Source organism: Nocardiopsis sp. N85, assembly GCF_028882275.1.
Classification (GTDB): domain Bacteria; phylum Actinomycetota; class Actinomycetes; order Streptosporangiales; family Streptosporangiaceae; genus Nocardiopsis; species Nocardiopsis lambiniae.
In genome coordinates this window covers 135,482-159,783 of the sequence record NZ_JARBUT010000007.1, presented here as the reverse complement: position 1 = coordinate 159,783, position 24,302 = coordinate 135,482, and the positions used below count along the sequence as shown (strand labels likewise).

Genomic DNA, 24,302 nt, shown 5'->3' with positions numbered 1-24,302 from the left:
TGAACTCCTCCTCTCCCGTGAGGAGGGGGAGCCCGAGCGCACCATGGGGGCGGTGCCGCTCACACGGGGCGCCTCACGGCGGTGTTCCCCCGGGTGAAGAGGCCGCTCAACGTCCGCACGTCGCCTTCTCGACGCGGCGCTCCGCACCCCCGGGGCACCGGTCGCGCCCGGGAAAACCGGTCGCGGACATCGGGTGCGGCGGGCAGGGTGGAGGCGTCCCCCACTCCGGAGAGGAGTCCCGTTGGACGAGCCGTCCGCGCGCGCCCTGGCCCGGTGGGCGGCGGTGGCCGGCCACCACGGCGCCCCTGACCGTCGCCGCCGTCCCGGCTTCGGGCCTGTGCCCGCCGGGCTGGTGCGGGATCGTCCACCTGGACGGTGTCACCCTGGCCACCGCGCCCGACCCCGGCACCGCGCGCACGCTGCGCGCCGCCCTGTCCGTACTGCCGCCCGGGGAGCACACCGACCCCGGCGCGGTCGGGCGCGCCCTGACGGAGGTCCGGTTCCCCGGCCTCGACGGCTCCGGCGTCGGCCCTCACCCGTCCACGGTCGGGTCCTGCGCCCTCGCCGGTCCCGGGGCGCAGGTCGGGCCGTCGGGGTCGGCCGGGCCCGACGCCTCACCGGTGGCGGCGGTGCTCGGCCCCGCCGTCCTGGCCTACCTGGCCCCGGGCGATTTCCTCCCCGCCCATCACGGTGCTCCGGTGAGCACCACGGGCTCCGGCGACCCCAGGATCAGGGGCCTGCTGGAGCGGGTCGGCCCGCGGGAGGCGGGGGAGAGCGGTCTGGGCGGTCCGGGCGTCCCCGTGTCCGTGCTGATGGAGGGGGATCGCGCGGTGGCCGCCGCCGGGTACGTCCGCCAAGGCGGGCGCACCGCCCACCTGTGCGTGCTCACCGACACCGACCGGCGCGGCCGCGGCCTGGCCCGAACGGTGGCCTCGGCGGCCACCGCCCGCGCCCTGGCCGAAGGGCTGCTGCCCCAATGGCGGGCCCGCCCGCCGGCGTCGAGGGCGGTGGCCGCCTCCCTGGGCTACCGCACCCTGGGCGCCCAGCTGAGCCTGCGCCTCGCCCGAACCCCCGGTCCGTCGCCTTCGGAGGGCGGGGGAACCGGGTAGGAGCCGGACACGTCCTAGGACCAGACCCGCACCACGACCGACCGGAGCCCGCATGACCGCCGAGAACGCCGCCTTCTCCCTGCCGCTCGCGGTGGCCTTCGCCATCGTCTTCGGGCTGCTCTTCGACAGCATCGCCCTGGGGGTCGCCATGGGTGCGGCCATGGGTGTGGCTTTCGGCGCCGGCATGTCCGCACGTTCCAAGGGAGGCGATTCCTGAACCCCGCGGCCCGGAAACCCCGGGCGCCCCGGTCTTCCCGCCGGATGTCCCGATACTCCATGATGTCCGGATGGACACCCACCGTCACATCGAGGCGCTGACCGCGGAGGGCCGTCTCCTCGCCGACGCCGCCCGCCGGGCCGGGTCCCACGCCCCCGTGCCGACCTGTCCCGGGTGGACGGTCCGCGACCTGCTCGTCCACACCGGCCGCGTGCACCGCCGGGCCACCGCGCACGTGGCCTCCGGCAACGGCGGCCCGGCCGTGGGGGGCGAGATAGCCCGGGGCCGTTCGCCCCTGCCCGCCGACGAGCCGTACCGGGTGCTGCGGGACCGGCCGGCCTCCGGCCCGGAGGTCTTCTCCGGTGATCCGCGCGCCCCGCGCCCGTGGCGGGATCCGGCCCGGGTGCGCCGGAAGGATCGCCCCGACGTGTCAAAGAACACATCACCCCCGCGTCCACCCGTGTTCACCTGTGCCTACGGTGTTCTCACCGAGGTCAGGGCCGTGGGGTGAGCCCACTGTTTCCCCCGTGTTACGGCGCGACATGTTCAGGCAACGCGGCCTTCCTACCTTCGGTTTTGTCAGTGGACACCGAAAAGGAAGGCCCGGTCGTGACCCCCGAGACAGGCCGCCGCGCATCGCGCACGAGCAAGAGCTGGATCTCCCGTTGGGACCCCGAGGACGAGACCTTCTGGAACGGTGAGGGCCGTCCCATCGCCCGCCGGAACCTGTGGGCCTCCATCGCCTCCGAGCACATCGGTTTCTCCGTCTGGAGCATCTGGTCGGTGCTCGTGCTGTTCATGATCCCGGAGAACGGGTTCTCCGCCACCCCCGAACAGAAGTTCCTCCTGCTGTCGGTGGTGACCTTCGTGGGCGCCATCCTGCGCGTCCCCTACACCCTGGCCGTCCCCGCCTTCGGCGGCCGCAACTGGACACTGGTGTCCACCGCGCTGCTGCTCCTCCCGACCATCGCCGCGTTCTTCCTCATCCAGAACCCCGACACGCCGTTCTGGCTGCTCGTGGTGCTGGCCGCCACCGCCGGTCTGGGCGGCGGCAACTTCTCCTCCTCCATGGCCAACATCAACGCCTACTTCCCCGAGAAGGAGAAGGGGTGGGCGCTGGGTCTGAACGCCGGCGGCGGCAACATCGGCGTGGCCACCGTGCAGCTGGTCGGCCTGGGCGTCATCTCCCTGTTCGCCACCAGCGCCGGGTACCTGGTGCCGCTGTTCTACCTGCCGCTGATCCTGCTGGCCCTGGTGTGGTCGTGGCGGTCCATGAACAACCTGACCCAGGTGCGCAGCGACGTGCGCGGCCAGATGGCCGCCACCGGTGACCGCCACTTCTGGATCATGTCGCTGCTGTACATCGGCACCTTCGGATCCTTCATCGGCACCGGGTTCGCGTTCGGGCTGCTGTTGCAGGCCCAGTTCGGGCTGGCCCCGGTCCAGGCCGCCGGCATCGCCGTCCTGGGTCCGATCATCGGCTCCCTGATCCGGCCGGTGGGCGGCCGTCTCGCCGACTCCCTGGGCGGGGCCCGCGTCACGCTGTGGGTGTTCTGCGCGATGGCACTGTGCGCCGGTGTCCTGGTCCTGGCCGTCCAGGCCTCCCAGCTCGGCCTGTTCATCGGCGCGTTCGCCGTGATGTTCACCCTCACCGGCCTGGGCAACGGCTCCACCTACAAGATGATCCCGTCGATCTACGCGGCCAAGGCCGAGGACGCGATCGCCGCCGGGGAGCCCCGCGAGGAGGCGCTGGCCCGCACCAAGCGGATCTCCTCCTCCATGCTCGGCCTCATCGGTGCCGTCGGCGCGTTGGGCGGGGTGGGCATCAACGTGGGCTTCCGCGAGTCGTTCGCGGCGTTCGGCACCACCGCCCACGCCTTCGCCGCCTTCGGCCTGTTCTACCTGATCTGCGCGACCGTCACCTGGGGCGTCTACCTGCGCCGCCCCCGCACCGACGCGGTCGACGCCCCGAGCACCGCCGTGGAGACCGCGAACCGATGACCACCACCCACTGCCCCTACTGCGCGTTGCAGTGCGCCATGAGCCTGGAGCCCGGGCCGGACGGTCGCCCGGCCGCCCGCCCGGCCCCCTTCCCCACCAACCGTGGCGGACTGTGCCGCAAGGGGTGGACCTCCGCCGAGGTCCTGGGCGTCCCCGACCGACTCACCCGACCCCTGCTGCGCAAGGACCGCACGGAGGACCTGGTCGAGGTGGACTGGGACACCGCCCTGGACCACGTCGCCGAGCGCCTGCTGGCGCTGCGCGCCGAACACGGCCCCGACGCCGTGGCCGTGTTCGGCAGCGGGGGATTGACCAACGAGAAGTCCTACACCCTGGGCAAGTTCGCCCGTCTGGCCCTGGGCACCTCCCAGATCGACTACAACGGCCGGTTCTGCATGTCCTCGGCGGCCGCCGCCGGCAACAAGGCGTTCGGTCTGGACCGGGGCATGCCCTTCCCGCTCACCGACGTGGGCTCCTCGAAGGTGGTGCTGTTGGCCGGCGCCAACCCCGCCGAGACCATGCCGCCGATGATGGGGCACCTGTCGGCGCCCCGCCTCATCGTCATCGACCCGCGCAGGTCGGCCACCGCGCAGGTCGCCCTCGACAACGGCGGCCTGCACCTGGCCCCCCGCCCCGGCACCGACCTGGCCCTGGCCCTGGGGTTGTCGCACCTGATGGGCGCGCGCGGCTGGATCGACCGGGACTACCTGGAGGAGCGCACCACCGGGTTCGAGCGGGCGTGGGAGCACGCCGCCGCCTGGTGGCCCGAGATCACCGAACAGGTCACCGGGGTACCCGCCGTCGCGCTGCGCGAGGCCGCCGACATGCTGGGCGCCGCCGCCCGTGAGCACTCCGCGTACATCCTCACCGGACGCGGCAGCGAACAGCACGCCAAGGGCACCGACACCGTCTCGGCCTGGATCAACCTGGCCCTGGCCCTGGGCCTGCCCGGCCGTGAGGGGTCGGGGTACGGGTGCATCACCGGGCAGGGCAACGGCCAGGGCGGGCGCGAGCACGGCCAGAAGGCCGACCAGCTCCCCGGTTACCGTCGCATCGACGACCCGGCCGCCCGCGCCCACGTCGCCTCCGTGTGGGGAGTGGACCCCGACACCCTGCCCGGACCGGGCCGGTCGGCGTTCGAACTCCTCGACTCGCTGGGGGAGGGCGGCGGCCCCCGCGCCATGCTGCTGTTCGGGTCCAACCCGGTCGTCTCGGCCCCCGACAGCTCCCGGATCCGTTCCCGGCTGAACTCCCTGGACCTGTTGGTCACCGCGGATTTCGTCCTGTCGGAGACCGCCGCCCTGGGCGACGTGGTGCTGCCCGTGGCCCAGTGGGCGGAGGAGTCGGGCACCATGACGAACCTGGAGGGGCGGGTGCTGCGCCGCAACCGCGCCCTGCCCCCGCCCGAGGGGGTGCGCACCGACCTGGAGGTACTGGCCGCGTTGGCGGTGCGCCTGGGACAGCCGGCCGACCGGTTCCCGACCGAGCCCGACACCGTCCTGGCCGAACTGGGACGGGCCACCGCCGGGGCCCCGGCCGACTACTCCGGGGTCACCCCCGAACGGCTGGCCTCCGGTGAGGCCCTGTACTGGCCGGTGCGCGCCGGGGCCGAGCCCACCCCGCGCCTGTTCCTGGACGCCTTCGCCCACCCCGACGGGCGGGCCCGTCTCGTGCCGGTCGCCCACCGGCCGCCCGCCGAGGTGACCGACGAGGCCTACCCGCTCATCGCCACCACGGGCCGGTTGATGGGCCACTACCAGTCGGGCGCCCAGACCCGCCGCGTCCCCGAGCTCGCCGGCGCCGAACCGGAGGTGTACGTGGAGGTGCACCCCGACACCGCCGCCCACGCCGGGCTGGGGGAGGGCGACCTCGCCGCGGTGACCTCCCGCCGGGGCGTCACCCGGGCCCGGGTGCGGCTGACGCCCACCGCCCGCCTTGACACCGTCTTCCTGCCCTTCCACTACGCCGGGGAGCAGGCCGCCAACAACCTGACCAACCCGGCGTTGGACCCCACCAGCCGCATGCCCGAGTTCAAGGTCAGCGCCGTGCGCCTGGAACCGGCCCGTTGAACCCGTCCCGCACCCGTCCCCGCCCGGCCGACGCCGTCCGGCGCGACACCCCACCCGTAGGAGGCAGCTGTTGAACACCGTGCAGGGTGCACGCCGGATCGTGGTCGTCGGCAACGGCATGGTCGGTGCCCGCTTCGCCGAGGAGACCGCCCGCCTGGATCCGCTGGGGGAGCGGGTCCACGTCACCGTCGTGGGCGCCGAACACCACCCCGCCTACAACCGGGTCCTGCTCTCGGGGATGGTCGCGGGTGACTACACCGCCGACCAGATCCGACTGCCGGTCCCCGACACCCCCGGCGTCACGGTCCGCACCGGGCTGGCCGCCGTCTCCCTGGACACCGCCGGGCGCACCGTCACCCTGGACGACGGCACGGCCCTGGAGTACGACGAGCTGGTGCTGGCCACCGGTGCCCGCGCCGCCTTCCCGCCGGTCACCGGGGTGTCCGCACCCGACGGGGCACCGGGGGAGGGGGTGTGCGCGCTGCGCGACCTGGACGACTGCCGGCGGCTGTTGGCCCTGGTGCGGCCGGGGGCGCCCGTGGTGGTGCTCGGCGGCGGTGTCCTGGGGCTGGAGGCGGCCCGCGGCTTGCAGAGCCGGGGCGCGCGGGTGTCGGTGGTGGAGTCCTCGCCGTGGATCATGCGCCGCCAGATCGACCGGCCGGCCGCCGACATCCTGCGCCGTCGCTATGACGCCCTGGGCGTGCGGGTGCACTCCTGGCGGGTGGCCTCCCGGTGGATCCCCGGGACCGGTCTGGAGCTGGACGACGGCCGGGTCCTGCCCGGCGACGCCCTGGTGGTGACGGCCGGGGTGCGCGGCAACATCGAGCTGGCCAAGGACGCCGGGATCGAGGTCGAGCACGGGATCCTGGTCGACGACACCCTGGCCACCTCCGACGCCCGCGTGCACGCCGTCGGCGACTGCGCCCAGCACCCGGGGGGCGGCGCCGGGCTGGTCCAGCCCGGATGGGAGCAGGCGGGTGTGCTGGCCCGTCGGTTGACGGGGATCGAGCCGCAGGCCCTCTACAGCGGTTCGCGGCCGGTGACCAGGCTCAAGGCCGAGGGGATCGAGCTGACCGCGTTCGGCGAGGTGCACACCGACGACAACGACGAGGACCTGGAGACGCTCACCGTCAGCGACCCGCACGGGGGGCGGTACGCCAAGTTGGTGGTGCGCGAGGACCGGTTGGTGGGGTCGGTGCTGCTCGGGTTCCCCGAGGCGGCCGCGACCCTGTCGCAGCTGCACGACACCGGCGCTCCGGTGCCGGCGGACCGGTTGGCGCTGCTCCAGGGCGCCGTGCCCGCGCCGGTCGGGCAGGAGGCGGGGGCGCAGGCCGCGCCGGTGGTGTGCCGGTGCAACGCGGTCACCCGCGACGACCTGGAGCAGGCCTGGCTGGACGGGGCGCGCACGCGCGAGACGATCGCCGCGGCCACCCGCGCCACCACCGGGTGCGGCGGATGCGTGCGCGACGTCAACGCCCTGTTGTCGGGGTGGGACGACAAGTCCCCCGTCGGCTGAGGCCCGTCGGCGGCCCCGATCCCCTTTCCGGGGCCGCCGACGTGGGCACCGGTCGGGGTCGCCGCCGTGGGAGGGACGCGGCGCGATGGCGGGGCCGTGCCCCACGGGGAGGATCACCGCGCGGTGAGACGCGGCGGAGGCGATGAGCGCGGAGTGCCGGCGCGCGATGGCGGGGCCCGCGGAGGCGATGAGCGCGCCGCGCGGGCGGGCGTTCCTCCGGGGCCGGCCCGGGGCTCAGGTCGCGATGACCGCCAGCACCGCGCACACCGACGCCGCCGTCGAGGCCAGGGTGCGCAGGTGGTTCCAGCGCACCCACACCGGCTCGAAGTCGGCGCGCACCGCCGCCGGGTCGGTCAGGCGCGCGGGGGCGCCGGTCCGGTCCAGGGCGTTGTTGCGCGGCACGTTCACCGCGAACGTCACCACCAGCGTCACCACCATCAGGGCCAGGGCCGCGCCCGCCCACCACGCGGCCTCCGTGCCTCCCGCCGCCCAGTGGAGCACCGTCTGTGCCAAGGCCATCGCGGGCGCGCCGATGAACACCACCGCGAAGAAGGGGTTGATGATGGCGACGTTGATCTTCTGCATCGCCTCGATCATGACCCTGTCATCGGTCCGCGCCAGCCCCGGCATCACCGCGATCGAGAAAGCGAAGAACAGGCCGGCGAACAATCCCGTCAACACCACGGACATCACCGGCACCACCGCGTACACCATGCCCGCCATCAACCGGTCACCCCATGCCCTTTTCCCGTGGTCTGCGCAGCACCTGGGCGGATTGTACGCTCCTTGCCGCCGCGCCCACCACGGCCGGAATGCCTGAAAATATCGTCGATATCTCTCATGTGAACCCCGAGAGGGAGGCGTTTTTCCTCACTGTTGCGCGAATATGAACACGGAAAGTCACTCATATCCCCCTTTTCCGGAACCTCGTCGCGCTATACCGTCGGGTAATGTGCTCCTCCCCGCTCGTGGGGCGCGAGCGGGAACGACGACGGCTGCGCGCGGCGACCGCCCCCGGGACCCTCACCCTCCTGGCGGGGGCGGCGGGCACCGGCAAGACCCGCCTGGTCCGGGAACTGCACGACCTCCCCGGGCCGACGGTCCTGACCGGCCACTGTCCGCCCGGTGCCGAACCGTTCCCCTTCGCGCCGCTCATCGAAGCCCTGCGCCGGATCACCGTCCCCGGCGGCCTCAACCCGCTGTGCGGCGCCCTGCGCACCCTGCTGCCCGAACACGCGGACCACCTGCCCCCGGCCCCGGAGCCCGCCGCCGACCCCGCGGCCGAACACCACCGGCTCTACCGCGCCCTCACCGAACTCCTCGACGCCCTGGACCCGACCGTCCTGGTCCTGGAGGACGTCCACTGGGCCGACCCCGCCACCCGCGACCTGCTCGCCTACCTCACCCCCCGCCTGCCCGCCCACCTGGCCCTGGTCCTCACCTACCGTCCCGAGGACCTGCCCCGCTCCTTCCCCGTCGCCGCTCTGGCGGCCCGCACCCCGCCGGGCGTCCGCCACCACGAACTCACCCTGGCCCCCCTCACCCGGCACGACCTGCGCGTCCTGGCCGGACGCACCCTGACCGGGACCGACGTCACCGCCGACGACGCCCGCCGCCTGCACACCTGGACCGGCGGCCTTCCCCTGGCCGCCGTCGAGACCCTGCGCGACCTCGCCGAACACCCCCGTCCGGGCACCGCGATCCCCGAACGTCCGCCCGTCCCGCCCTCCCTGCGCGACTGGATCCTGGACCGCCTGCGCGCCCTGGACGGCGACGCCCGCCGCCTGGTCCGCGCCGCCTGCGTCCTGGGCGAACCCGCCACCGAGCCCCTCCTGGCGCACGTCGCCGAACTCACCCCCGCCCGCGCGGACAAGGCCCTGTCCCGCGCCTGCCGTCACGGCCTGCTCACCCCCGCCGGACCCGCGGCCCTCACCGCCGCCACACCACTGCTCGCCCACGTCTGCAACACCGCGCTGCCCCACGGCAAACGCCGCCGACTGCACCGCGTGGCCCTGGCCGCCCTCTCCCGCCTCCCCGAACCACCCCACCCCCGTCTGGCCCACCACGCCCGCGAGGCCGGGCTCCTCGACGAGTGGACCGACCACGCCGAACGCGCCGCCGACATCGCCCTGCGCCAAGGCGAGGACTGCGCCGCCGTCGCCCTGCTGCGCGACGCCCTGACCCGCCCCGACCTCACCACCCGCCGGCGCCGCGACCTGGCCCTCAAACTCGGCCGTGCCGCCGTCAGCGGCATCTCCGCCGAACACACCATCGACCAGCTCCGCGACGTCCTCGCCATCCCGGGCCTGCCCGCCACCGAACGCGGCGAACTGCGCATGGGGCTGGGCCTGCTCCTGCTCAACCAGGCCGCCCGGAACCGCACCGCCCGAGGCGAACTCGTCCGCGCCGCCGCCGAACTCGCCGACCGGCCCGACCTGGCCGCCCGCGCCATGTGCGCCCTGGCGGTCCCGCGCAGCACCCCCGACTCCGTCGACACCCACCGCCGCTGGATGGAACAGGCCCTGGCCGCCGCCGGGCGCAGCCACGACACCACCGTCGCCCACAGCGTCGTCGTCAACCACGCCACCCTGCTCGCCCAGATCGGCGACCCCGCCGCGTGGAAGGTCGACCTGCCCGCCCCGGGCGCCTCCTTCGACCCGCCCACGCCCGACGCACTGGCCCGCCGCAGGGAGTTCGCCCGCGGTTCCCTCAACCTCGCCGACGCCGCCGTCATGCTCGGCCACTACGACCGCGCCGACCGTCACCTCGACGACGCCGCGACCTGGTCGGGCGCCGACGACGCCCCCTACGTCCACGAGAGCGTGCGCGCCCTGCGCCTGACCCTGGACTGGGCCCGCGGACACTGGCGGGGGCTGGCCGAGGAGACCGAACACCGCCTCGACTCGCCCCGCCTGGCCCACTCCCCCTCGGTGACCGCCGAACTCGACATCCTCCGCGCCGCCCTCGCCCTCGCCCAGGGCGAACCCGCCCTGGCCCGCACCCACCTGGCCCGGGTCCACCCCTGCCGCGACCGACCCGACGATCCGCCCCGACCCGACCACACCGTTCCCGTACGGGCCTTCGCCGCCGGTCTCATGGCCCGTCTGGCCCTCGCCCGGGGTGAACCCGCCCGCGCCTGGGAACACGTGGAGGACCTGGTCTCCCTCATCGCCGCCAAGGGCATCTGGGTGTGGGCCGCCGACCTCGTCCCGGGCATGGAGGCCCTGCTCGCCTGCGGGCGCGAGGCGATCGCCCGCGACCTGTGCGTGCGCCTGCGCACCGGGCTGCGCGGCACCGACGCCCCGGCCGCCGCCACCGCCCTGATCCGCTTGGAGGCCGCGCTCGCCCGCCGCGACGATCACCATGACAGGGCCCTGCTGCTGTACGCCGAGGCCGAGGCCGGCTACCGCGCCATGCCCCGCCCCTACGACGCCGCCCAGCTCCGCGAGGCCGCCGCCCACGTCCACTTCGCCCGCCCGCGCGGCGAGGGCGTCGAACCCGGCCTCACCGCCCTGCACACCGCCCTGAAGGAGTACACCGAACTCGGCGCCTCCTGGGACGCCGCCCGGGTGCGCCGGCTGCTGCGCGCCCACGGCGTCACCACCGGGTGCGCCACCGTCACCCGCCCCCACCACGACGGGCGGCTCTCCCCCCGGGAAGGGGAGATCGCGGCCCTGGCCGGACAAGGCCGCACCAACCGGGAGATCGCCGTCCTGCTGCACCTCTCGCCGCGTACTGTGGAGACCCACGTGGCCAACGCCCTGTCCAAACTGGGGTTGCGCTCACGCCGCGACCTGGCGGCCCCCGTCCCCGCCCCCGACGGCGACGGCGGCCCTTCCCCCGCCCCGGGCCCCTGAGGAGACCTCCCTCGCGATGACCGCACGAGCGATCACGACGACCTGCGCCGCCGTGGCGTTGAGCCTGCTGTCGACCTCCTGCGGCCTCATTCCCGGCCGGGGCACCGGAGAGGACCCGCCGACCGACCCGGCCCCCTCCGCCGAAGCGGACGCCACCGACCACCGCGACCTGCCCCTCACCCGACAGGGGCGCATGTTCCTGGAGAACGGCAACGACCCCCTGCTGGAGGTCACGTTCCTGCGCCTCCAGAACAACGGGGAGTACCTGATGTTGGAGGTCGACCACGACGTCCTCGAACCCATCCGCGCCCACGGCACGGTGACCGACCGCACCGCGTCCCCCCGGATGGTCGATCCGGTCACCGGCGAGGTGCTCGACTCCATCAAGGATCCCGAGACCGACCTGCCCCTGGGCACCTACTTCACCGAGGGCTCGAACGTCACACCCGTCCACCAGGGCATCCCGATGAGGTTCCGGCGGTACTTCCCGGCGCCCGTCCACGACGCCGAGTACATGACCTTCACCGGATCGGGGCTGGGTCACGTGCCGGGGCTGCCGGTGGAGTACGTGGAGGAGTTCGCCCCGGCACCCGAACCGAACATCCACGCGTACTTCAACGAGTACTCCGAACGGATCGTCGACGAGCTGCCCGAGGACCTGTACTACCCGGAGGCGGTGCCCGAACCGGGGACGGACGTCTCGGCGTTCCGGAAGAGCGTGGAGGGCTTCGTGGACACCCCGGAGTCGTCCACCACCCGCGCGGGGGACCGGGCGACCATCGCCCTGCACGCCGACCGCATGTTCGACGTCGACGCCGCCGAACCCACCGAGGAGGCCGTCGCCACCCTGTTGCGCGCCGCCCACACCCTGCGCGAGAACCCGGGGCCGGCGGAGATCACCGTCATCGGCCACACCGACACCCGGGGGACGGACGCCCACAACCGGGAACTGTCGCTGCGCCGCGCCGAGGCGGTCCGCGACCTGCTGGAGCGGGAGCTGGGCGAGGACTTCACCTTCTCGGTCGAGGGGCGCGGCGCGGACGAACCCGTCGCCGAGGAGGGCGGCGGGGACGACGAGGAGGCGCGAGCCCGCAACCGGCGGGTGGAGTTCGAGTACACGGTGCCCGACATCACCGCAGGCGAGGGCGGGGCCGACGGGGAGGGGCTGGACTCGGCGGCCCGGCACGTGGCGGAGCCGGCGGCGTTCGTCGACGAGCCGGAGGCGTACACCACGGTCACGCACGACGACGTCGACCTCAACGTGTACCCGCTGGTACGCGACGGCGCCTACCTGTTCCAGCCGGTGGGGTTCCAGAACTCGACCCTGGCCGACCTGGAGGCGGACCTCGACGCCGAGGACGCGCTGCTCCCGGGCGGGCCGGACCGGTACGAGGAGGGGACCCTGGGCGGGTTCCGGTTGATCGAGCCCGGCGACGGGTCGACCCGGTACGTGGTGCGGATCGTCACCGGTGAGGGGTACGAGGACTTCGCCGACGAGGTGCTGACGCTGGCGCCGGGGGAGGAGTACCTGGCGCTGGCGGTGTTCCCGGCCCCGGGGGAGGACGTCACGTCGATGACCCTGCACGCGGGCGCGTTCGGCGAGATCCCGGACGTCCCGATCGTGTGACCTCCCGGCGTGCGCGGTCGGGCACCGTGGAACCCCGAGGCGGTGAAGATCGATCGCGGGCCGTGGCCCCACGACCTGTCCTGGGACGAGGTCGACCCGCTCCGCCATCCGTTCGACCCCGGCACCGCTTCGGAGGTCGTACGCGGGCTCGTCACCGTCGGACGGATCCCCACACCTCCGTCCGTCTCCGCCGGTCCCGGGGAACCGGACGTCCGACGTTCCGAGGACGGCGGCGTCTGGACCGACGCCATGACCGCCGCCCTGGTGGAACGGTTCGGGCGGTGGGCCACGGGATGGCGCTGGGCGCTCGACGAAGACGAACCGGGCGGCGGGCCGGTGGAGCCCGGTGACCCCGAACGGTACTGATCACCTCAGGACGTGGCTCGCGGTGCGCGAGTCGGTGCCCTGGGGTGAGGCGCGCCCGGTCGAGACCTCTGAGGGGGAGTTCGTCCCGGTCCGGGATGGTGCGGAGCATGACATCCGTACCCACGACCACGCCCGGTCGCCACAACGGGCGGAGGGGATGTCGGAGGCGCTCGCGCGGGTCCGCGCCGACGCCGCCTCCGAGGCCCGCCCGACCTTCGCACTGCTCGCCGGTTGGCAGCGCCGTGTCCTGGGGCGTCCGGCACCGTTCCGCACCGGAGCGGCGTTCGCCAAGGGCGGCCGTGAACGCTACGGGGCGTGGCCCGACCTGCCGATCCGTTTCGCGGAGTGCCTAGCCCAGAGCGACGAACCGGGGACGCCGCCGGCCTCCCGCGCGGCCCGCGCGTACCTGGACGTGTGCTTCTTCCACCCGTTCGAGGACGGGAACGGTCGGTCGGCCTTCCTCACGCTGGTCTTCGTCCTGGCCCGGGAGGGCGTGGCCTTGGACCAGGTGGGGCCGATCCGCCGTCCGGTACGCCACGCCGACGACCCCGAGGACGCGCTCGCGCTCGCCGACCTGGTGGCGGTGCTGATCGACCCCGCCCGCGGGCGCGCGGTCAGCGGCCGGTGATCTCCGCGCGGCGGGCCCGGTCGCGCAGGTACCTCTCCTCGACCCGGTTGGCCGTCAGGTCGGCCGCCCGACGGTACGCATCCGCCGCGGCCTCCCCGTCGCCGGTCATCTCCAGCAGGTGGGCGCGCACCGCGAGCTGTCGCCGCCGGGTCAGCGGATCCCGGTCCACCCCGTGGCGTCGGTTGAGGTCGTCCAACAGGGCCAGGCCCCGATGCGGCCCGTAGGCGCGGGCCACCGCGACCACCCGGCTCAGTCGCACCGGAGCGGTCGGGGCGAGCCTTTCCAGCCAGAGGTACAGCGTCGCGATCCGGGGCCAGTCGGTCTCCTCCGGTGCTCCGGCGGTGGCGTGCACGGCGGCGATCGCCGCCTGCAACCGGTACGGGCCCACCTCCCGGCGGTCCCAGGCGGCGTCGATCAACCCGGTGCCCTCGCGGATCAGCCCGCGATCCCACAGCGTCCGGTCCTGCTCGTCCAGCGGCACCAGTTCATCGTCATCGCCGACGCGTGCGGCCCGCCTCGATCCGGTGAGCAGCATCAACGCGAGAAGACCGGTCACCTCGGCGTCGTCGGGCCGGAGCGCGTGCAGCATGCGGGTCAGCCGGATCGCCTCACGGCTCAGGTCGACGCGGACCAGGTCGTCGCCCGCGCCGGCCGTGTGACCCTCGTTGAAGATCAGGTAGAGCACCTGCGTCACGGCGGCCATCCGGTCGTCCCGGTCGGCGTCGGTCGGCGGGGCGAAGCGAACGCCCTCGCGGTCCAGGCGTTGCTTGGCACGGCTGATGCGCGTCCCCATGGTCGCCTCGGTCGTCCCGTACGCGCGGGCGACCTCGACCGTGGTCAATCCGCCCACCGCGCGCAGGGTGAGCGCCACCTGCGAGGTGGTGCTCAACACGGGGTGGCAGCACAACAGCACCAGGGTGAGGCTGTCGTCGTTCTCCCGGGCGGGGGCCGGCCGGCGGTCCGGTTCCCCCATGACGAGTTCGGCGGCGCCGATGCGCTGCTCGCGCTCCCGGCGGGCCCGGTCGGAGCGCAGCAGGTCCACCATCCTCCGATAGCCGATCCGGATCAGCCAGGCGCGCGGTTCGTCCGGGACGCCGTCGTCGGCCCAGGTCCGGCTCGCGACCAGGAGCGCTTCCTGTACCGCGTCCTCGGCGAGGTCGAAACGTCCGAAGCGCCGCACCAGTGCGCCGAGCACCTGCGGCGCCTCGGTGCGCAGCAGGTGCTCGATGTCCGCGTTCACGCCGTGAAGTCCTCGCCCATGATCGGTCGGATCTCGATCGGCTCCCCGAGGGCCTCGACGATCCGGGAGGCGATCTCGACGGCGCGTTCGTGGCCGGACACGTCGATGATCGCGAAGCTGGCCAGGACCTCCTTGAGTTCGACGAACGGGCCGTCGGTGGCCACCACGCCGTCGGAGGTTCTGCGGACGGTGGTGCTGACGGCCGGGTGCCCCAGGCCCTCGCTCGCGACGAGTTCGCCGCTGTCGAGCAGTTCGCGTTCGAGCCGCTGGTAGGTGGCGAAGGCGGTCAGGGCGTCCTCCGAGGGGGTGTCGGCGGACGCCGGGTCCCAGTCGTCGGCGGGTGTGTGACCCAGGAGCAGATATCTCATCGTCTTCCTCGCACGGATCGTGGGTGGTCCAAGGTAGTCCGGTTCACACCGAGCGGCGCAGCCACAGGGCCAGCGCGGTCGTCCAGGCGAAGGCGACCAGGCCGTTCACCGCGATCTGGACGCTCATGTGGTCCGGCGACATCGGCAGCAGCAGGACGAGCGCGGCGGCTCCGCCGAGCACGGCCGGCAGCACGGCGCGGCGACCGGCGTGGCGGACGGTCAGCACGATGGCGGCGACGGCCAGTGCGCCGAAGGCGACGGCGGCCGCGGCCGAGTGCGCGATGCCGTGCCATGACATTCGGGCGGCGGGACCGTCTGGGGTGCCGACGGGGAACCCGTACTGGGGGTCCATGGTGAACAGGCCGGACGCGATCGACCCGAGGCCGAAGACCGCCAGCAGGATCGGCAGCGCACGTCGCCCACGTCCTTCGGTGAGGGTGCGGGCGGTCCCGGCGGCCAGGGCGAGGACGCCCAGGCCGGCCAGGACGAACGTGGCGATCTGGATCCAGCCGGAGTCGCCGGTGGCCAGTTGGCTGATCGGGTGTCGGGTGATGTCGAAGCCCTCGCGGGTGAGCATCTGGACGCCGACCGAGGCGAAGAAGAGCGGGCCGGCGAGGGCCCCGGCGATCAGCAGACGGTCGGTGGAACGGCGTACGCCGACGGGGGTGGTCGTGTGGGCTGTGGCGGTCACGGGGTCCTCCTCGGGTGGGTTCTCGCCGGTACCTCGTGGCCGGTTCGGGGATCTCGACCTCCGAGGAATGTGATCTGGATCACATGGACAGGGTGTCGAGGCGGGGGAGTCGGCCACGAGGTACCGGTGCAACCCCACCCGAGGAGGACGAGATGGACGAGAACATCCGACCGAGCGGAGCGGTCACGGCGCTGGACCGACTGGTCGGCACCTGGTCGGTGACCGGCGGAGCCGAGGGGACCGTGCGGTACGAGTGGATGGCCGGAGGGTTCTTCCTGCTCCAGCACGTGGAACTCGCACAGTTCGGCGAACCGGTGACCGGTCTGGAGGTCATCGGGAACCTGCACCCGTTCGGCGAACCGGTCGGCGCGGACGTGGTGTCCCGGTTCTACGACGCCTGGGGCAACACCTTCGACCACGTCTACGAGCTCGACGGCGACACGCTGTTCATCTGGGCCGGGGCCAAGGGCGGACCGGCGTACTACGAGGGTGTCTTCGGCCCCGATGGGGACACGGTCGTCGGCGAGTGGGTCTACCCGGGAGGTGGCGGATACACCTCCACCATGACCCGGGTCTGAGATCGCCGGCAGGCCCCGCCCCGCGCCTCGGCGCCCGCGGGCGGGGCCTCGCACCCCGGTCGACGTTCGACGACCTCCACCCCCCGATCCCGGAGGATCCCCGACGCCGTGTCCATGTGGGAACCGTCGGGGAACACGTCGGCCAGGGCCCGGCGGGACTCCTCGACGTGCTCCCCCGCCAGGGTGAACGGCGGCACCGACCCGAATCCGTCGCCCAGTCGGTCGGCCATGCCGTTCGACTCCCGGCCGTGTCCGCTTCCGTCGTGCCGGGGCGGACAACGGGCGCCACCGGCCCGGCGTCTCGGGTCGGACGCGCGTCGAGGGGCGGGCGGACGGCGGACATCGGAACCCCTCTGAACAGGGCGAACACCGCCCTATCCCGTTGATACCGTTTCCTCCCTTTTTCAGGGGGCACCGGTGCGTTATGAACGCTTCCTCGAAGGCACGGCGCTCCGCGCACAAGGCGAAGGCAGACGGTGAACGCGCCGGGCGGCAGGCGGCCCACAGCAGATCGCTCCGGATCCTGGCCGGCATCGGGTACGCCGCCAGGGGCCTCATCTACCTCATCATCGGTTACATCGCCCTGCGGATCGCCTTCGGTGACTCCGGCGGCGAGGAGGCCGACAACAGCGGTGCCCTCCAGATCATCGCGCAGGGTGAGGTCGGGACGATCCTCCTGTGGGTGGTCGCCGTGGGCCTGGCCGCCCTCACCCTGTGGCAGGTCCTGCTCGCCCTGCTGGTGAAGGACGACGCCAAGAAGCGCCTCGCCGGCGCGGTGCGGGCCGCCACCTGCGCGGCGCTGACCTTCGCCATCGTCACCTTCCTGCTCGGCCGGGGCGCTCCGGAGAGCCAGGACAGCCAGGCCGAATCGCTCACCGCCCAGCTGATGTCGCTGCCGTTCGGCCGCTGGCTCATCGCGCTCATCGGTCTGGCCCTCATCGGCGTCGGCTGCTATCAGATCTGGAAGGGCGCGACCCGGCGCTTCACCCGTGACCTCACCTTCGACGGCGCCTCCCGCACCGTGCGCACGGCGGTCGTGTGGATCGGCACCGCCGGCATCATCACCCACGGCCTGGTCCTGGGCACCGCCGGCGTCTTCTTCGTGCAGGCCGCCTGGACCTTCGACGAGGACGAGGCCCAAGGACTGGACGGCACCCTGCGGTCCTTCTCCGAGACGCCCGTCGGCCCCTACGCCCTGGTCGCGGTCGCCGTCGGCGTGGTCCTGTACGGCGTCTACTGCTTCTGCCAGGCCCGCTGGCAGCGCGACTGATCCACCTCACGCGGGACGTCTCCGGCGGGGAGGACGTCTTCCCGGAGCCGATGGCCGGCGGCGTGCCCACCACAGGGGAGATCAGCGGCGGTCGACCCGTCGACGGTCGGAACCGAGCCCTCGGTCACCCGCACGAAGGGGGCGGACAAGGGGTGCGGGCCCGAGACGCCCGGTCCCGCCTACCGTGCGGGTTCGGTCCCCATGCCGCCGAACACCTCCTCGACGAGCCTTCGAGTCGCCTTCTGGAACGCCTCCGCCAGGGACATGTCGGCGTCGTCCACGTAGTTCAGCGAGGCGGTCAGGGTCCTACCGCCGTCGGGCGAGCAGTACATCAGCCCCGCGTGGCCCGCGATACCGCCGTTGTGGGTGATGACGGTGCCGCCGTCGGGGCCCGCTTCCTGTACGAACACGCCCAGGCCGTAGCCGCTCTCGGGGTGCGGCCCGCACATCTCGGCCAGCAGCGGGGCCGGCAGGAGCCCACCCCCCACCAGCGCGGAGATGAACGTGTGCAGGTCCTGAGTGGTCGAGATCATGTCACCGCCGCTGGAGATCCAGGAGGGGTTCTGGCGGGTGACGTCGACCGTCTTCTCCCTGCCGTCCTCCTCGTACCGGTAGTAGGCGTGGGCGTGCGGTTCGGGGACCTCGGTCTCGGTGCCCGGGACCACCGTGCCCGAGAGGCCCAGCGGCTCCAGGATCAGACGCCGCATCTCCTCGGCGAGCGAGCGACCGGTGACCTTCTCGATCAGCAGCCCGGCCAGCACGTAGTTGGTGTTGGAGTAGCTCCAGCCCGCGCCCGGCTCGAACCGTGCCGGCTTCGACAGTGCGAGTTCCACCAGTTCCTGCGGTCGGTAGGTCGCGAACCGATGGTCCACCCACTCCCGGCCCGCCCAGGTGATCCCCGGCGCGTACGTCCCGTCCTCGTAGTACTCACCGGTGAAGTTGAAGATCCCGCTGGTGTGCTGCAACAGCATCCGCACCGTGATCCGCCGGTCCAGTCCGAACCCGGGCAGGTGGTCGGCCACCGGGTCGTCCAGCCCGATCCCACCTTCGGCCACCAGTCGCAGCACCACGGTCGCGACGAAGGTCTTGGTGTTGCTCCCGATCCGGAACCGTCCGTCCGTCGGTGGCTTCGCGGCCTTGCCCGGCTCGGCCGCACCGGCGCTGCCGACCCAGGTGCCCCGCTCGTCGTGCACGCGCATCTGCACCCCGACGAAACCGAGATCGACGACCTCCTCGATGGCCTTCTGTAGTTCCGGGCGCTCCTGCCCGGCGGCGTCGGGGGCTCCGGTGGCCGCAGTGGTCGCCAGGGGGAGTCGGTCCTGGTCGTTGAGGTCGTTGGTCATGGTGGTGTGCTCCTTCGGAACCGCGGGAGAACGCGATGGGACGGACGGGATCGCCGGGCCACCGGCTAGAGGCCGCGGGCGGTGATGTCGCCGTGGGAGGTGGTCGCGTGGATGTTCAGGCCCGCGTCCGCGCCGTCGGTGTTGTTGAGCGTGTTGTGGATGCGGCCGTAGGAGGTGCCGGCGTCCAGGGACGCGGAGACCCCGGGGGCGGCGCCGACCGAGATCCGGCCGGACTCGGTGCGCAGCTCGACCGTGCCGCGCACGGCCTCGGTGATGTCGATGTCGCCCTTGTGGGTGCTGATCCGGGCGGGGCCGCCCAGGCGGCCGACCGAGACGTCACCGTCCAGGAGGCCGAGGTGCGCGCCCGCGGTCTCGTCGAGCTCGACCGAGCCCTGGGCGGCTTCGAAGGAGACGTCTCCGAGGCGGCCGACGCCCCGGAACTCCGAGGTGGCGGCCTTGGCCTCGATCCGGGAGCCGGCGGGCAGTTGGACGGTGACCTCGACGGATCCGGCGGGGCCGAAGAGCCGGTTCTCGGGCTCGGGGGCCTGGATCCGCAGGACCCCGTCGGCGTAGGCGACGGTGACCCGCTCGGCCGCCTTGACGTCGCGGCCCTTGGAGGCGTTGGCGGGCAGGACCCGGACCGTGGTGTCGGTCCGGTCGGCGGCGATGAACCGGATGCGCCCGGCGGGGATCTCCAGGGCGGCGGAGACGGGGGCGGGGGTGTCGAACGTGTGCATGGCGTGCTCCTTCTCCTGTGGCGGGTCCGCTTCGCCCCGCCGTTTCTGATGATGGAAACGCTACGTTGCATTCAAAGATTGGGCAACATGATTGTTGCGACTGATCTTTGTTTTAGCAGGTAGAGAACTTTCAATTGTTGCAATGGTCGTGAATCTAATGCAATGAATCAGCTCTGCTCGTTGCAATAGATGGGAATTGAACGCTATGCTGGCCACACTGCGGACCATGGACCACGAAGGGGGCCGCGATGCCGGGAGGCAGGCTCGACCAGGACGAACGCCGACAGATCGCATCGGGACTGGCCGAAGGCCTGGCCTACGCGGAGATCGCCAGGAGGCTGGAGCGCCCCACCTCGACGATCACGCGCGAGGTGATGCGCAACGGCGGTCCCACCGTCTACCGGGCCGACATCGCCCACCGCGCCACCGAACACCGTGCCCACCGCCGCAGGAAGACCGCGCCCCGGGGGCAGGAGGCGCCCTCGCAGGACGACGGGCGCGACGCCGAGGCGGTGCGCGGATTCGAGGAGGCGCTCACCACCGTCTTCGAGCAATCGGGGCTGCCCAGGATGACCGCCCGGGTACTGGTGTCGCTCTACACCACCGACGCGGGCAGCCTCACCGCGTCCGAACTCGTGCAGCGCCTACAGGTCAGTCCGGCGTCCGTTTCCAAAGCGATCGCGTTCCTGGAGGGCCAGGGACTCGTTCGCCGAGAGCGCGACGAGGGCCGCAGAGAACGCTACGCCGTCGACGACGAGGTCTGGTACCAGTCGATGATCGCCAGCGTCCGTGCCCACGCCCGGCTCGTGGAGACCGTGCGGCAGGGCGTTCTCGTACTGGGCCCCACCACCCGGGCCGCCGCCCGCTTGGAAGGTGTCGCCCGCTTCGTCGACTTCGTCGGCGAGAGCATCGCACGCGCCGCGGAGCAGGCCCGCGAGATCTTGTACACCGAACCCGAAGCGGCCTCGGACGGCATCGCCGAGCCCGACTCGGACCACGGGTAGGCGGCCCTCTCGACGGCCGTGTCCGGTGGGGGAGTGGGACGGGTGGGCCCAAGGTCCTCCTCCGGTCCGAGCGACCAGGTCGAAGCGCATCGCGCCCTCCTGGTCACCGGGGGCGGTGATCCCTTGGATCTCGACCTGGCCAGGGCCCTCGATGAGGGTGGCGGAACCGGCTTCGGCGGCGGCCTCGGCGAACTTCCACGCGCACATGCGGACGGCCTCCTCGGGCCCTTGGACGTGGTGAGGGTCGTGAGTGGTGCGGCGGTGGGATCCCGGACCCTGCTCGTGTTCCTCCGAGAGCGAGGATGTCGGGGTGCGACACCGCCGCACCGGCTCGGTGGTGGTCCGGGTGGTTCAGCGGTCGAGGATCGCGCGGACCCGGGTGGGGGTCCCGGCGCCGCCCTCCCAGTCCCAGTAGAGGGAGAGGGAGTCGACCAGTCGCAGGCCCGTGCCGGCGCCCAGCGTGGGGAAGGGGTACCAGCCGTCCTCACCGGGTACCGCGCCGTCGTCGGTCACGGCCACCTCCACCTGGAACCCCGTGCGGCGGACACGGAGTTCGGCCGTGCCGCCGGGCCGCCCCGACAGGGTCCACCGGTGGGCGTTGCGCACGAGCGCGACGGAGACCCGGGCCACCCGGCGGGAGACCGTCGAGCCGCTTCGTGCGGCTCGATAGGCCCAGGGCCGGACGTGGGCGTCGTACCATTCCGTGTCGTCCGCGTCCAGTGCCGGGACCAGCAACGCCGATACGTCGGGGTCGGTGACCTTCAGCCGACGGGGGAGTGGCAAGGGCGACCCCGAGCCACGCTGGCGCGGAACGGTACATTGCATTTCGTCTCATTTCGGGGTTTTGGAGGCGTGGCACTTCTGCCTCGGAGGGTCGCTCGCGACTTCGACCCCCGAGGTTTTTCACTTGTCGCGAGGGCCTTTTCTTCGCCAACCTTGCCCGTGGCCTCGCCCTGTGGTCTACGCTTATCGTCACTCTCGGTAATTTTTTTATAAGCGTCGGTAATCCGAGATAAGGGATCGGAGCGCAGAAGACGTGGCAGGTGACGACCTCAAGATCTCCAGGGCCAGGTTCGGTCGCCTCTTGAGAAAACTGCGTGCTCAGATGGGCTTCACGCAGCAAGAGCTGTCGGCGTCCTCGACGGTCGGGCAGAGCACCATCAGCGATTTGGAGCTCGGCAAAAAGGGGACACAGCGGGACTATGTGGTGCTGCTGGACTCGGCCCTTACCGCGCACGGTGTGCTCATCGGCGCATGGGACGCCTCCTTCTCAGAGGGAGGCACGAGCGCGTATTTCCGCGAAGTGGCCGAATCCGAACAGACCGCCATCGAGATCAGGGAGTACTCCCTCGGCCTGGTGCCGGGCCTCCTCCAGATCGAGGAGTACGCGCGCGGCATCAGCATGCTCGCCCGTCCCCGCGCCGAGCCCGAGAGCATCGACAAGATCGTGGCCGCCCGTAGGCACCGGCAGGAACTCCTGGACCGTGCGTACCCACCTGCGATGACGGTTCTGCTGGACGAGAGCGTGCTGCTGCGCCGGTTCCACGATCCGGGGATCATGGACGCTCAGATTCAGCACCTCGTCAAACAGTCGAAACGTCCTCGCCTGCGGATTCAGATCGTGCCGTTGAACACCGAAGGGCATGCGGGGCTGGGCGGGGCCTTTACGCTCATGGAAGTGCCCGATACCGGCACATTCGTCTACGTGGAGAGCCAGGAGACCGGGTTCGTCCTGAAACAACCGGAGGTTGTGGCAAGCTACGAGCGCACGTTCGCGGAGCTGAGGAGCGCTGCGCTGCCGGTACCTGAGTCCCGCGCGAAGATGGAAGAGATTCGAGGCAACATCAGATGATGACCGAAGACTGGAAGAAGTCGTCGTACAGCAACGGGACCGGTGGCAACTGTGTAGAGGTCGCGGGAACGGACACGGGGGCCGCCGTGCGCGACACCCGCAACCGGGAACTCGGGCACCTGGAGTTCACCGCCGGGGAGTGGACCACTCTCCTGAGCACCCTCGCCTCCTCCTGACCTTCAACGGGGTCGTCCCCGCCGCCGTGCCGGCGGGGGACGACCCCGTTGAAGGCGTCGGGATCAGCGGAACACGGCAGGGTCGCCCCACACGGCGATGCCTCCGCTACTGACCCGCTCGGCCTCCAGTTTCAAATACAACGCCCCCTCCACATCGATGGAGATCTCCTCGACCTCACCTCGGGACAGGGTGTGGCTGAGGACCGGGTCGGAGTCGGCGTACATCCGGAAGGTGACCTCGGCGCCCTCCTCGGAATCGTCGGCCAGGCCGATCGTCGCCTCGAAGGTCGTCCAGTCCTTGCCGAGGTCGTACTCCATGGAGCACAGGGCGCAACTGCCCAGATGCACGGCCTCGGTGTAGGTGTCACCCCCGACCCGGACGGTTCCGGTGCCCTGATGGTGGGTGGAGGAGGTCCTCTGGAGACCCAGCAGCGACTTCCGTTCCGGGGAAGGACTCACCGGGGCCGAGACGTCATCCTGTGGATCGTCCGGGGACGAGGTGACGGCCACCCCCTCTCCGGTGCCCTCCGAGGAGCCACCGATCTCCGGTGTGGCGGTCCCGGAAGGTCCGGGGTTCCCCACGCCGTTCCCCGCCGCACCGGTCCGCTCGGCCACACTCTCCTTGAGCAGGTGGGCCACGTGCTGACCCGCTCCTCCCAGGAGGACACCGCCGATGAGAGCCACCGTCACCGAGAAGCAGACGGCTGCCCGGGTCCACTCGACCCGCTTGTGCGGCCAGGGAGGCGCCCCCTCTTCCTCGGGAGTGCGCGCCCCGCGCAGGACGAAAACGGTGAAGGTGCCCAGGGCGGCGACGATGGCGGTCAAGGACCCGGCCGACCAGGAGAAGAACTCCCAGGAGGCCGCCTCCGTGATGCCACCGCCGATCCACAGCAGCCACGCGGCGAGGCCGAGGGCCGCGAGGAGCCAGAGCGACCAGGTGGCCCACAGGAAAAACCGGGTTCTCCACATACGGGAAAGTATGGGGTAGGGGGTTTTGGCGGTGCCAGTGGGTTTCGGAGATCGCCGCCCTGTTTCTTCACAGGGGAGATCTTTCGGTTTCCACTTCCGGGCTGTTCGCGTTCTTATTCGTTTTCGATACGGATTCCGCCCGCTCGTTCCTCGGTGTCGGAGTCAGCGGCCGGTCTCGCCGTCGATCCTTTCGCGCAGGATGTCGGCGTGACCCGCGTGGCGGCCCGTCTCCTCGATCATGTGCGCGAGCGCCCAGCGGACACTGGGCGCGGGACGTTCCGGCCGGACCCGGGGCCGGGGGACCGGGGCGCCCAGGTCGTCGCACCCGTCGAGGACCTCGTTCGCGCGCTCGACCGCCTCCCGGTAGCGGGCGACGACATCGGCCACCCCGTCTTCCGGCGCGGCCTGGAACGTCGCCTGCCAGTCGGTGACCTCGTCCCCCAGGAACATCGAGCGTTCCACGAAGGTCAGATGGTGGAGCAGCCCGAGCAGGTTCGTGCCCGACGGCACCCCGGCCGTGCGCACCTGCGGTTCGGGGGCGCCCTCGACCTTCGCCGCCATCGAGGCCCGAAGGTAGTCGAGGAACCCGCGCAGGACCTCGGTCTCGCCGCTCCCGGTCCGGGGCGGCGGGGTGTCGCCGCGCCGATGGCGGCGTGAGGCCGTCGGCATGAGGATCCTCCTTCG

General features: G+C 72.3%; 25 protein-coding genes. 15 read left to right on the top strand and 10 right to left on the bottom strand.

What is annotated here, in order from left to right; genetic code table 11:
• Window positions 1-17: 17 nt before the first annotated feature.
• The 6 genes from PWG71_RS12265 (at window position 18) to PWG71_RS12240 (ending at window position 6,912) form a co-directional block, all read left to right on the top strand.
• A complete protein-coding gene (locus PWG71_RS12265; protein ID WP_274809809.1) occupies window positions 18-1,109 on the top strand; it encodes a GNAT family N-acetyltransferase in 1,092 nt (363 codons plus the stop codon).
• Window positions 1,110-1,161: 52 nt separating this feature from the next.
• Window positions 1,162-1,326, top strand: coding sequence for a hypothetical protein (locus tag PWG71_RS12260; RefSeq protein ID WP_274809808.1), 165 nt, complete (start codon window positions 1,162-1,164; stop codon window positions 1,324-1,326).
• A gap of 70 nt (window positions 1,327-1,396) precedes the next feature.
• A complete protein-coding gene (locus PWG71_RS12255; RefSeq protein WP_274809807.1) occupies window positions 1,397-1,837 on the top strand; it encodes a maleylpyruvate isomerase N-terminal domain-containing protein in 441 nt (146 codons plus the stop codon).
• A 98-nt stretch (window positions 1,838-1,935) separates the two neighbouring features.
• On the top strand, window positions 1,936-3,327 hold the full coding sequence (locus PWG71_RS12250) for an MFS transporter (protein ID WP_274809806.1): 1,392 nt from the start codon (window positions 1,936-1,938) through the stop codon (window positions 3,325-3,327).
• The gene (locus tag PWG71_RS12245) at window positions 3,324-5,396 is read left to right on the top strand and encodes a molybdopterin oxidoreductase family protein (protein WP_274809805.1); all 2,073 of its coding nucleotides are present in this window, start codon (window positions 3,324-3,326) and stop codon (window positions 5,394-5,396) included. The genes PWG71_RS12250 and PWG71_RS12245 overlap by 4 nt, the downstream gene beginning before the upstream one ends.
• A gap of 70 nt (window positions 5,397-5,466) precedes the next feature.
• Window positions 5,467-6,912: an FAD-dependent oxidoreductase gene (locus tag PWG71_RS12240; protein WP_274809804.1), complete on the top strand. Its 1,446-nt coding sequence runs from the start codon at window positions 5,467-5,469 to the stop codon at window positions 6,910-6,912.
• 234 nt (window positions 6,913-7,146) lie between these two features.
• On the opposite strand, the gene PWG71_RS12235 is transcribed toward PWG71_RS12240, so the two are convergent.
• Window positions 7,147-7,635, bottom strand: a complete 489-nt coding sequence (locus PWG71_RS12235) for an anthrone oxygenase family protein (protein ID WP_274809803.1) — start codon at window positions 7,633-7,635, stop codon at window positions 7,147-7,149.
• Window positions 7,636-7,862: 227 nt separating this feature from the next.
• Between PWG71_RS12235 and PWG71_RS12230 the strand changes: the two genes are divergently transcribed.
• The 4 genes from PWG71_RS12230 (at window position 7,863) to PWG71_RS12215 (ending at window position 13,390) form a co-directional block, all read left to right on the top strand.
• Window positions 7,863-10,769 (top strand): helix-turn-helix transcriptional regulator, encoded by a 2,907-nt coding sequence (locus PWG71_RS12230; protein ID WP_274809802.1) that lies wholly within the window; start codon window positions 7,863-7,865, stop codon window positions 10,767-10,769.
• A 16-nt stretch (window positions 10,770-10,785) separates the two neighbouring features.
• Window positions 10,786-12,396 carry an OmpA family protein gene (locus tag PWG71_RS12225; protein WP_274809801.1) on the top strand — a complete coding sequence of 537 codons (1,611 nt, stop codon included), beginning with the start codon at window positions 10,786-10,788 and terminating at the stop codon, window positions 12,394-12,396.
• 42 nt (window positions 12,397-12,438) lie between these two features.
• Window positions 12,439-12,762, top strand: a complete 324-nt coding sequence (locus tag PWG71_RS12220) for a hypothetical protein (RefSeq protein WP_274809800.1) — start codon at window positions 12,439-12,441, stop codon at window positions 12,760-12,762.
• Between the two features lie 157 nt (window positions 12,763-12,919).
• Window positions 12,920-13,390 carry a Fic family protein gene (locus PWG71_RS12215; RefSeq protein ID WP_274809799.1) on the top strand — a complete coding sequence of 157 codons (471 nt, stop codon included), beginning with the start codon at window positions 12,920-12,922 and terminating at the stop codon, window positions 13,388-13,390.
• Here PWG71_RS12215 and PWG71_RS12210 read toward each other — a convergent pair.
• The 3 genes from PWG71_RS12210 to PWG71_RS12200 are packed head-to-tail and all read right to left on the bottom strand — an operon-like array spanning window position 13,377 to window position 15,689.
• Entirely contained in the window at window positions 13,377-14,630 is a 1,254-nt protein-coding gene (locus tag PWG71_RS12210) for an RNA polymerase sigma factor (protein WP_274809798.1), read from the bottom strand. The genes PWG71_RS12215 and PWG71_RS12210 overlap by 14 nt on opposite strands.
• Window positions 14,627-14,998, bottom strand: coding sequence for a YciI family protein (locus PWG71_RS12205; RefSeq protein WP_274809797.1), 372 nt, complete (start codon window positions 14,996-14,998; stop codon window positions 14,627-14,629). The genes PWG71_RS12210 and PWG71_RS12205 overlap by 4 nt, the downstream gene beginning before the upstream one ends.
• 43 nt (window positions 14,999-15,041) lie before the next feature.
• Window positions 15,042-15,689, bottom strand: coding sequence for a DUF998 domain-containing protein (locus PWG71_RS12200; protein ID WP_274809796.1), 648 nt, complete (start codon window positions 15,687-15,689; stop codon window positions 15,042-15,044).
• A gap of 152 nt (window positions 15,690-15,841) precedes the next feature.
• Here PWG71_RS12200 and PWG71_RS12195 point away from each other — a divergent pair, with 152 nt between their 5' ends.
• On the top strand, window positions 15,842-16,267 hold the full coding sequence (locus PWG71_RS12195) for a hypothetical protein (RefSeq protein WP_274809795.1): 426 nt from the start codon (window positions 15,842-15,844) through the stop codon (window positions 16,265-16,267).
• On the opposite strand, the gene PWG71_RS12190 is transcribed toward PWG71_RS12195, so the two are convergent.
• Window positions 16,222-16,497, bottom strand: a complete 276-nt coding sequence (locus PWG71_RS12190) for a hypothetical protein (RefSeq protein WP_274809794.1) — start codon at window positions 16,495-16,497, stop codon at window positions 16,222-16,224. The genes PWG71_RS12195 and PWG71_RS12190 overlap by 46 nt on opposite strands.
• 194 nt (window positions 16,498-16,691) lie before the next feature.
• Between PWG71_RS12190 and PWG71_RS12185 the strand changes: the two genes are divergently transcribed.
• A complete protein-coding gene (locus tag PWG71_RS12185) occupies window positions 16,692-17,537 on the top strand; it encodes a DUF1206 domain-containing protein (protein ID WP_274809793.1) in 846 nt (281 codons plus the stop codon).
• A 179-nt stretch (window positions 17,538-17,716) separates the two neighbouring features.
• Here the strand turns inward: PWG71_RS12185 and PWG71_RS12180 are convergent, their stop codons facing one another.
• Both PWG71_RS12180 and PWG71_RS12175 read right to left on the bottom strand, forming a co-directional pair.
• Window positions 17,717-18,880 carry a serine hydrolase domain-containing protein gene (locus PWG71_RS12180; RefSeq protein ID WP_274809792.1) on the bottom strand — a complete coding sequence of 388 codons (1,164 nt, stop codon included), beginning with the start codon at window positions 18,878-18,880 and terminating at the stop codon, window positions 17,717-17,719.
• A gap of 65 nt (window positions 18,881-18,945) precedes the next feature.
• A complete protein-coding gene (locus PWG71_RS12175) occupies window positions 18,946-19,617 on the bottom strand; it encodes a DUF4097 family beta strand repeat-containing protein (protein ID WP_274809791.1) in 672 nt (223 codons plus the stop codon).
• A 248-nt stretch (window positions 19,618-19,865) separates the two neighbouring features.
• On the opposite strand from PWG71_RS12175, the gene PWG71_RS12170 reads away from it, so the two are divergent.
• Complete coding sequence (locus PWG71_RS12170; RefSeq protein ID WP_274809790.1) at window positions 19,866-20,621, top strand: GbsR/MarR family transcriptional regulator; 756 nt, start codon at window positions 19,866-19,868, stop codon at window positions 20,619-20,621.
• Window positions 20,622-20,972: 351 nt separating this feature from the next.
• On the opposite strand, the gene PWG71_RS12165 is transcribed toward PWG71_RS12170, so the two are convergent.
• A complete protein-coding gene (locus PWG71_RS12165; RefSeq protein ID WP_274809789.1) occupies window positions 20,973-21,404 on the bottom strand; it encodes an ATP-binding protein in 432 nt (143 codons plus the stop codon).
• Window positions 21,405-21,657: 253 nt separating this feature from the next.
• Here PWG71_RS12165 and PWG71_RS12160 point away from each other — a divergent pair, with 253 nt between their 5' ends.
• Together PWG71_RS12160 and PWG71_RS12155 are read left to right on the top strand one after the other, a co-directional pair.
• A complete protein-coding gene (locus tag PWG71_RS12160; RefSeq protein ID WP_274809788.1) occupies window positions 21,658-22,473 on the top strand; it encodes a Scr1 family TA system antitoxin-like transcriptional regulator in 816 nt (271 codons plus the stop codon).
• Window positions 22,470-22,649 carry a DUF397 domain-containing protein gene (locus PWG71_RS12155; RefSeq protein ID WP_274809787.1) on the top strand — a complete coding sequence of 60 codons (180 nt, stop codon included), beginning with the start codon at window positions 22,470-22,472 and terminating at the stop codon, window positions 22,647-22,649. Before PWG71_RS12160 ends, PWG71_RS12155 begins: the two co-directional genes overlap by 4 nt.
• A 63-nt stretch (window positions 22,650-22,712) precedes the next feature.
• On the opposite strand, the gene PWG71_RS12150 is transcribed toward PWG71_RS12155, so the two are convergent.
• Both PWG71_RS12150 and PWG71_RS12145 read right to left on the bottom strand, forming a co-directional pair.
• Window positions 22,713-23,618 carry an NPCBM/NEW2 domain-containing protein gene (locus tag PWG71_RS12150; RefSeq protein ID WP_274809786.1) on the bottom strand — a complete coding sequence of 302 codons (906 nt, stop codon included), beginning with the start codon at window positions 23,616-23,618 and terminating at the stop codon, window positions 22,713-22,715.
• Between the two features lie 162 nt (window positions 23,619-23,780).
• A complete protein-coding gene (locus PWG71_RS12145; RefSeq protein ID WP_274809785.1) occupies window positions 23,781-24,287 on the bottom strand; it encodes a DinB family protein in 507 nt (168 codons plus the stop codon).
• Between the last annotated feature and the right edge of the window lie 15 nt (window positions 24,288-24,302).

Coding starts and splice junctions, on each gene's coding strand:
- PWG71_RS12260 (WP_274809808.1), top strand. CDS start 1,162: ATGACCGCCGAGAACGCCGCCTTCTCCCTGCCGCTCGCGGTGGCCTTC.
- PWG71_RS12255 (WP_274809807.1), top strand. CDS start 1,397: ATGGACACCCACCGTCACATCGAGGCGCTGACCGCGGAGGGCCGTCTC.
- PWG71_RS12245 (WP_274809805.1), top strand. CDS start 3,324: ATGACCACCACCCACTGCCCCTACTGCGCGTTGCAGTGCGCCATGAGC.
- PWG71_RS12235 (WP_274809803.1), bottom strand. CDS start 7,635: ATGGCGGGCATGGTGTACGCGGTGGTGCCGGTGATGTCCGTGGTGTTG.
- PWG71_RS12230 (WP_274809802.1), top strand. CDS start 7,863: ATGTGCTCCTCCCCGCTCGTGGGGCGCGAGCGGGAACGACGACGGCTG.
- PWG71_RS12225 (WP_274809801.1), top strand. CDS start 10,786: ATGACCGCACGAGCGATCACGACGACCTGCGCCGCCGTGGCGTTGAGC.
- PWG71_RS12215 (WP_274809799.1), top strand. CDS start 12,920: ATGTCGGAGGCGCTCGCGCGGGTCCGCGCCGACGCCGCCTCCGAGGCC.
- PWG71_RS12205 (WP_274809797.1), bottom strand. CDS start 14,998: ATGAGATATCTGCTCCTGGGTCACACACCCGCCGACGACTGGGACCCG.
- PWG71_RS12195 (WP_274809795.1), top strand. CDS start 15,842: ATGGACGAGAACATCCGACCGAGCGGAGCGGTCACGGCGCTGGACCGA.
- PWG71_RS12190 (WP_274809794.1), bottom strand. CDS start 16,497: ATGGCCGACCGACTGGGCGACGGATTCGGGTCGGTGCCGCCGTTCACC.
- PWG71_RS12185 (WP_274809793.1), top strand. CDS start 16,692: ATGAACGCTTCCTCGAAGGCACGGCGCTCCGCGCACAAGGCGAAGGCA.
- PWG71_RS12180 (WP_274809792.1), bottom strand. CDS start 18,880: ATGACCAACGACCTCAACGACCAGGACCGACTCCCCCTGGCGACCACT.
- PWG71_RS12175 (WP_274809791.1), bottom strand. CDS start 19,617: ATGCACACGTTCGACACCCCCGCCCCCGTCTCCGCCGCCCTGGAGATC.
- PWG71_RS12170 (WP_274809790.1), top strand. CDS start 19,866: ATGCCGGGAGGCAGGCTCGACCAGGACGAACGCCGACAGATCGCATCG.
- PWG71_RS12155 (WP_274809787.1), top strand. CDS start 22,470: ATGATGACCGAAGACTGGAAGAAGTCGTCGTACAGCAACGGGACCGGT.
- PWG71_RS12150 (WP_274809786.1), bottom strand. CDS start 23,618: ATGTGGAGAACCCGGTTTTTCCTGTGGGCCACCTGGTCGCTCTGGCTC.
- PWG71_RS12145 (WP_274809785.1), bottom strand. CDS start 24,287: ATGCCGACGGCCTCACGCCGCCATCGGCGCGGCGACACCCCGCCGCCC.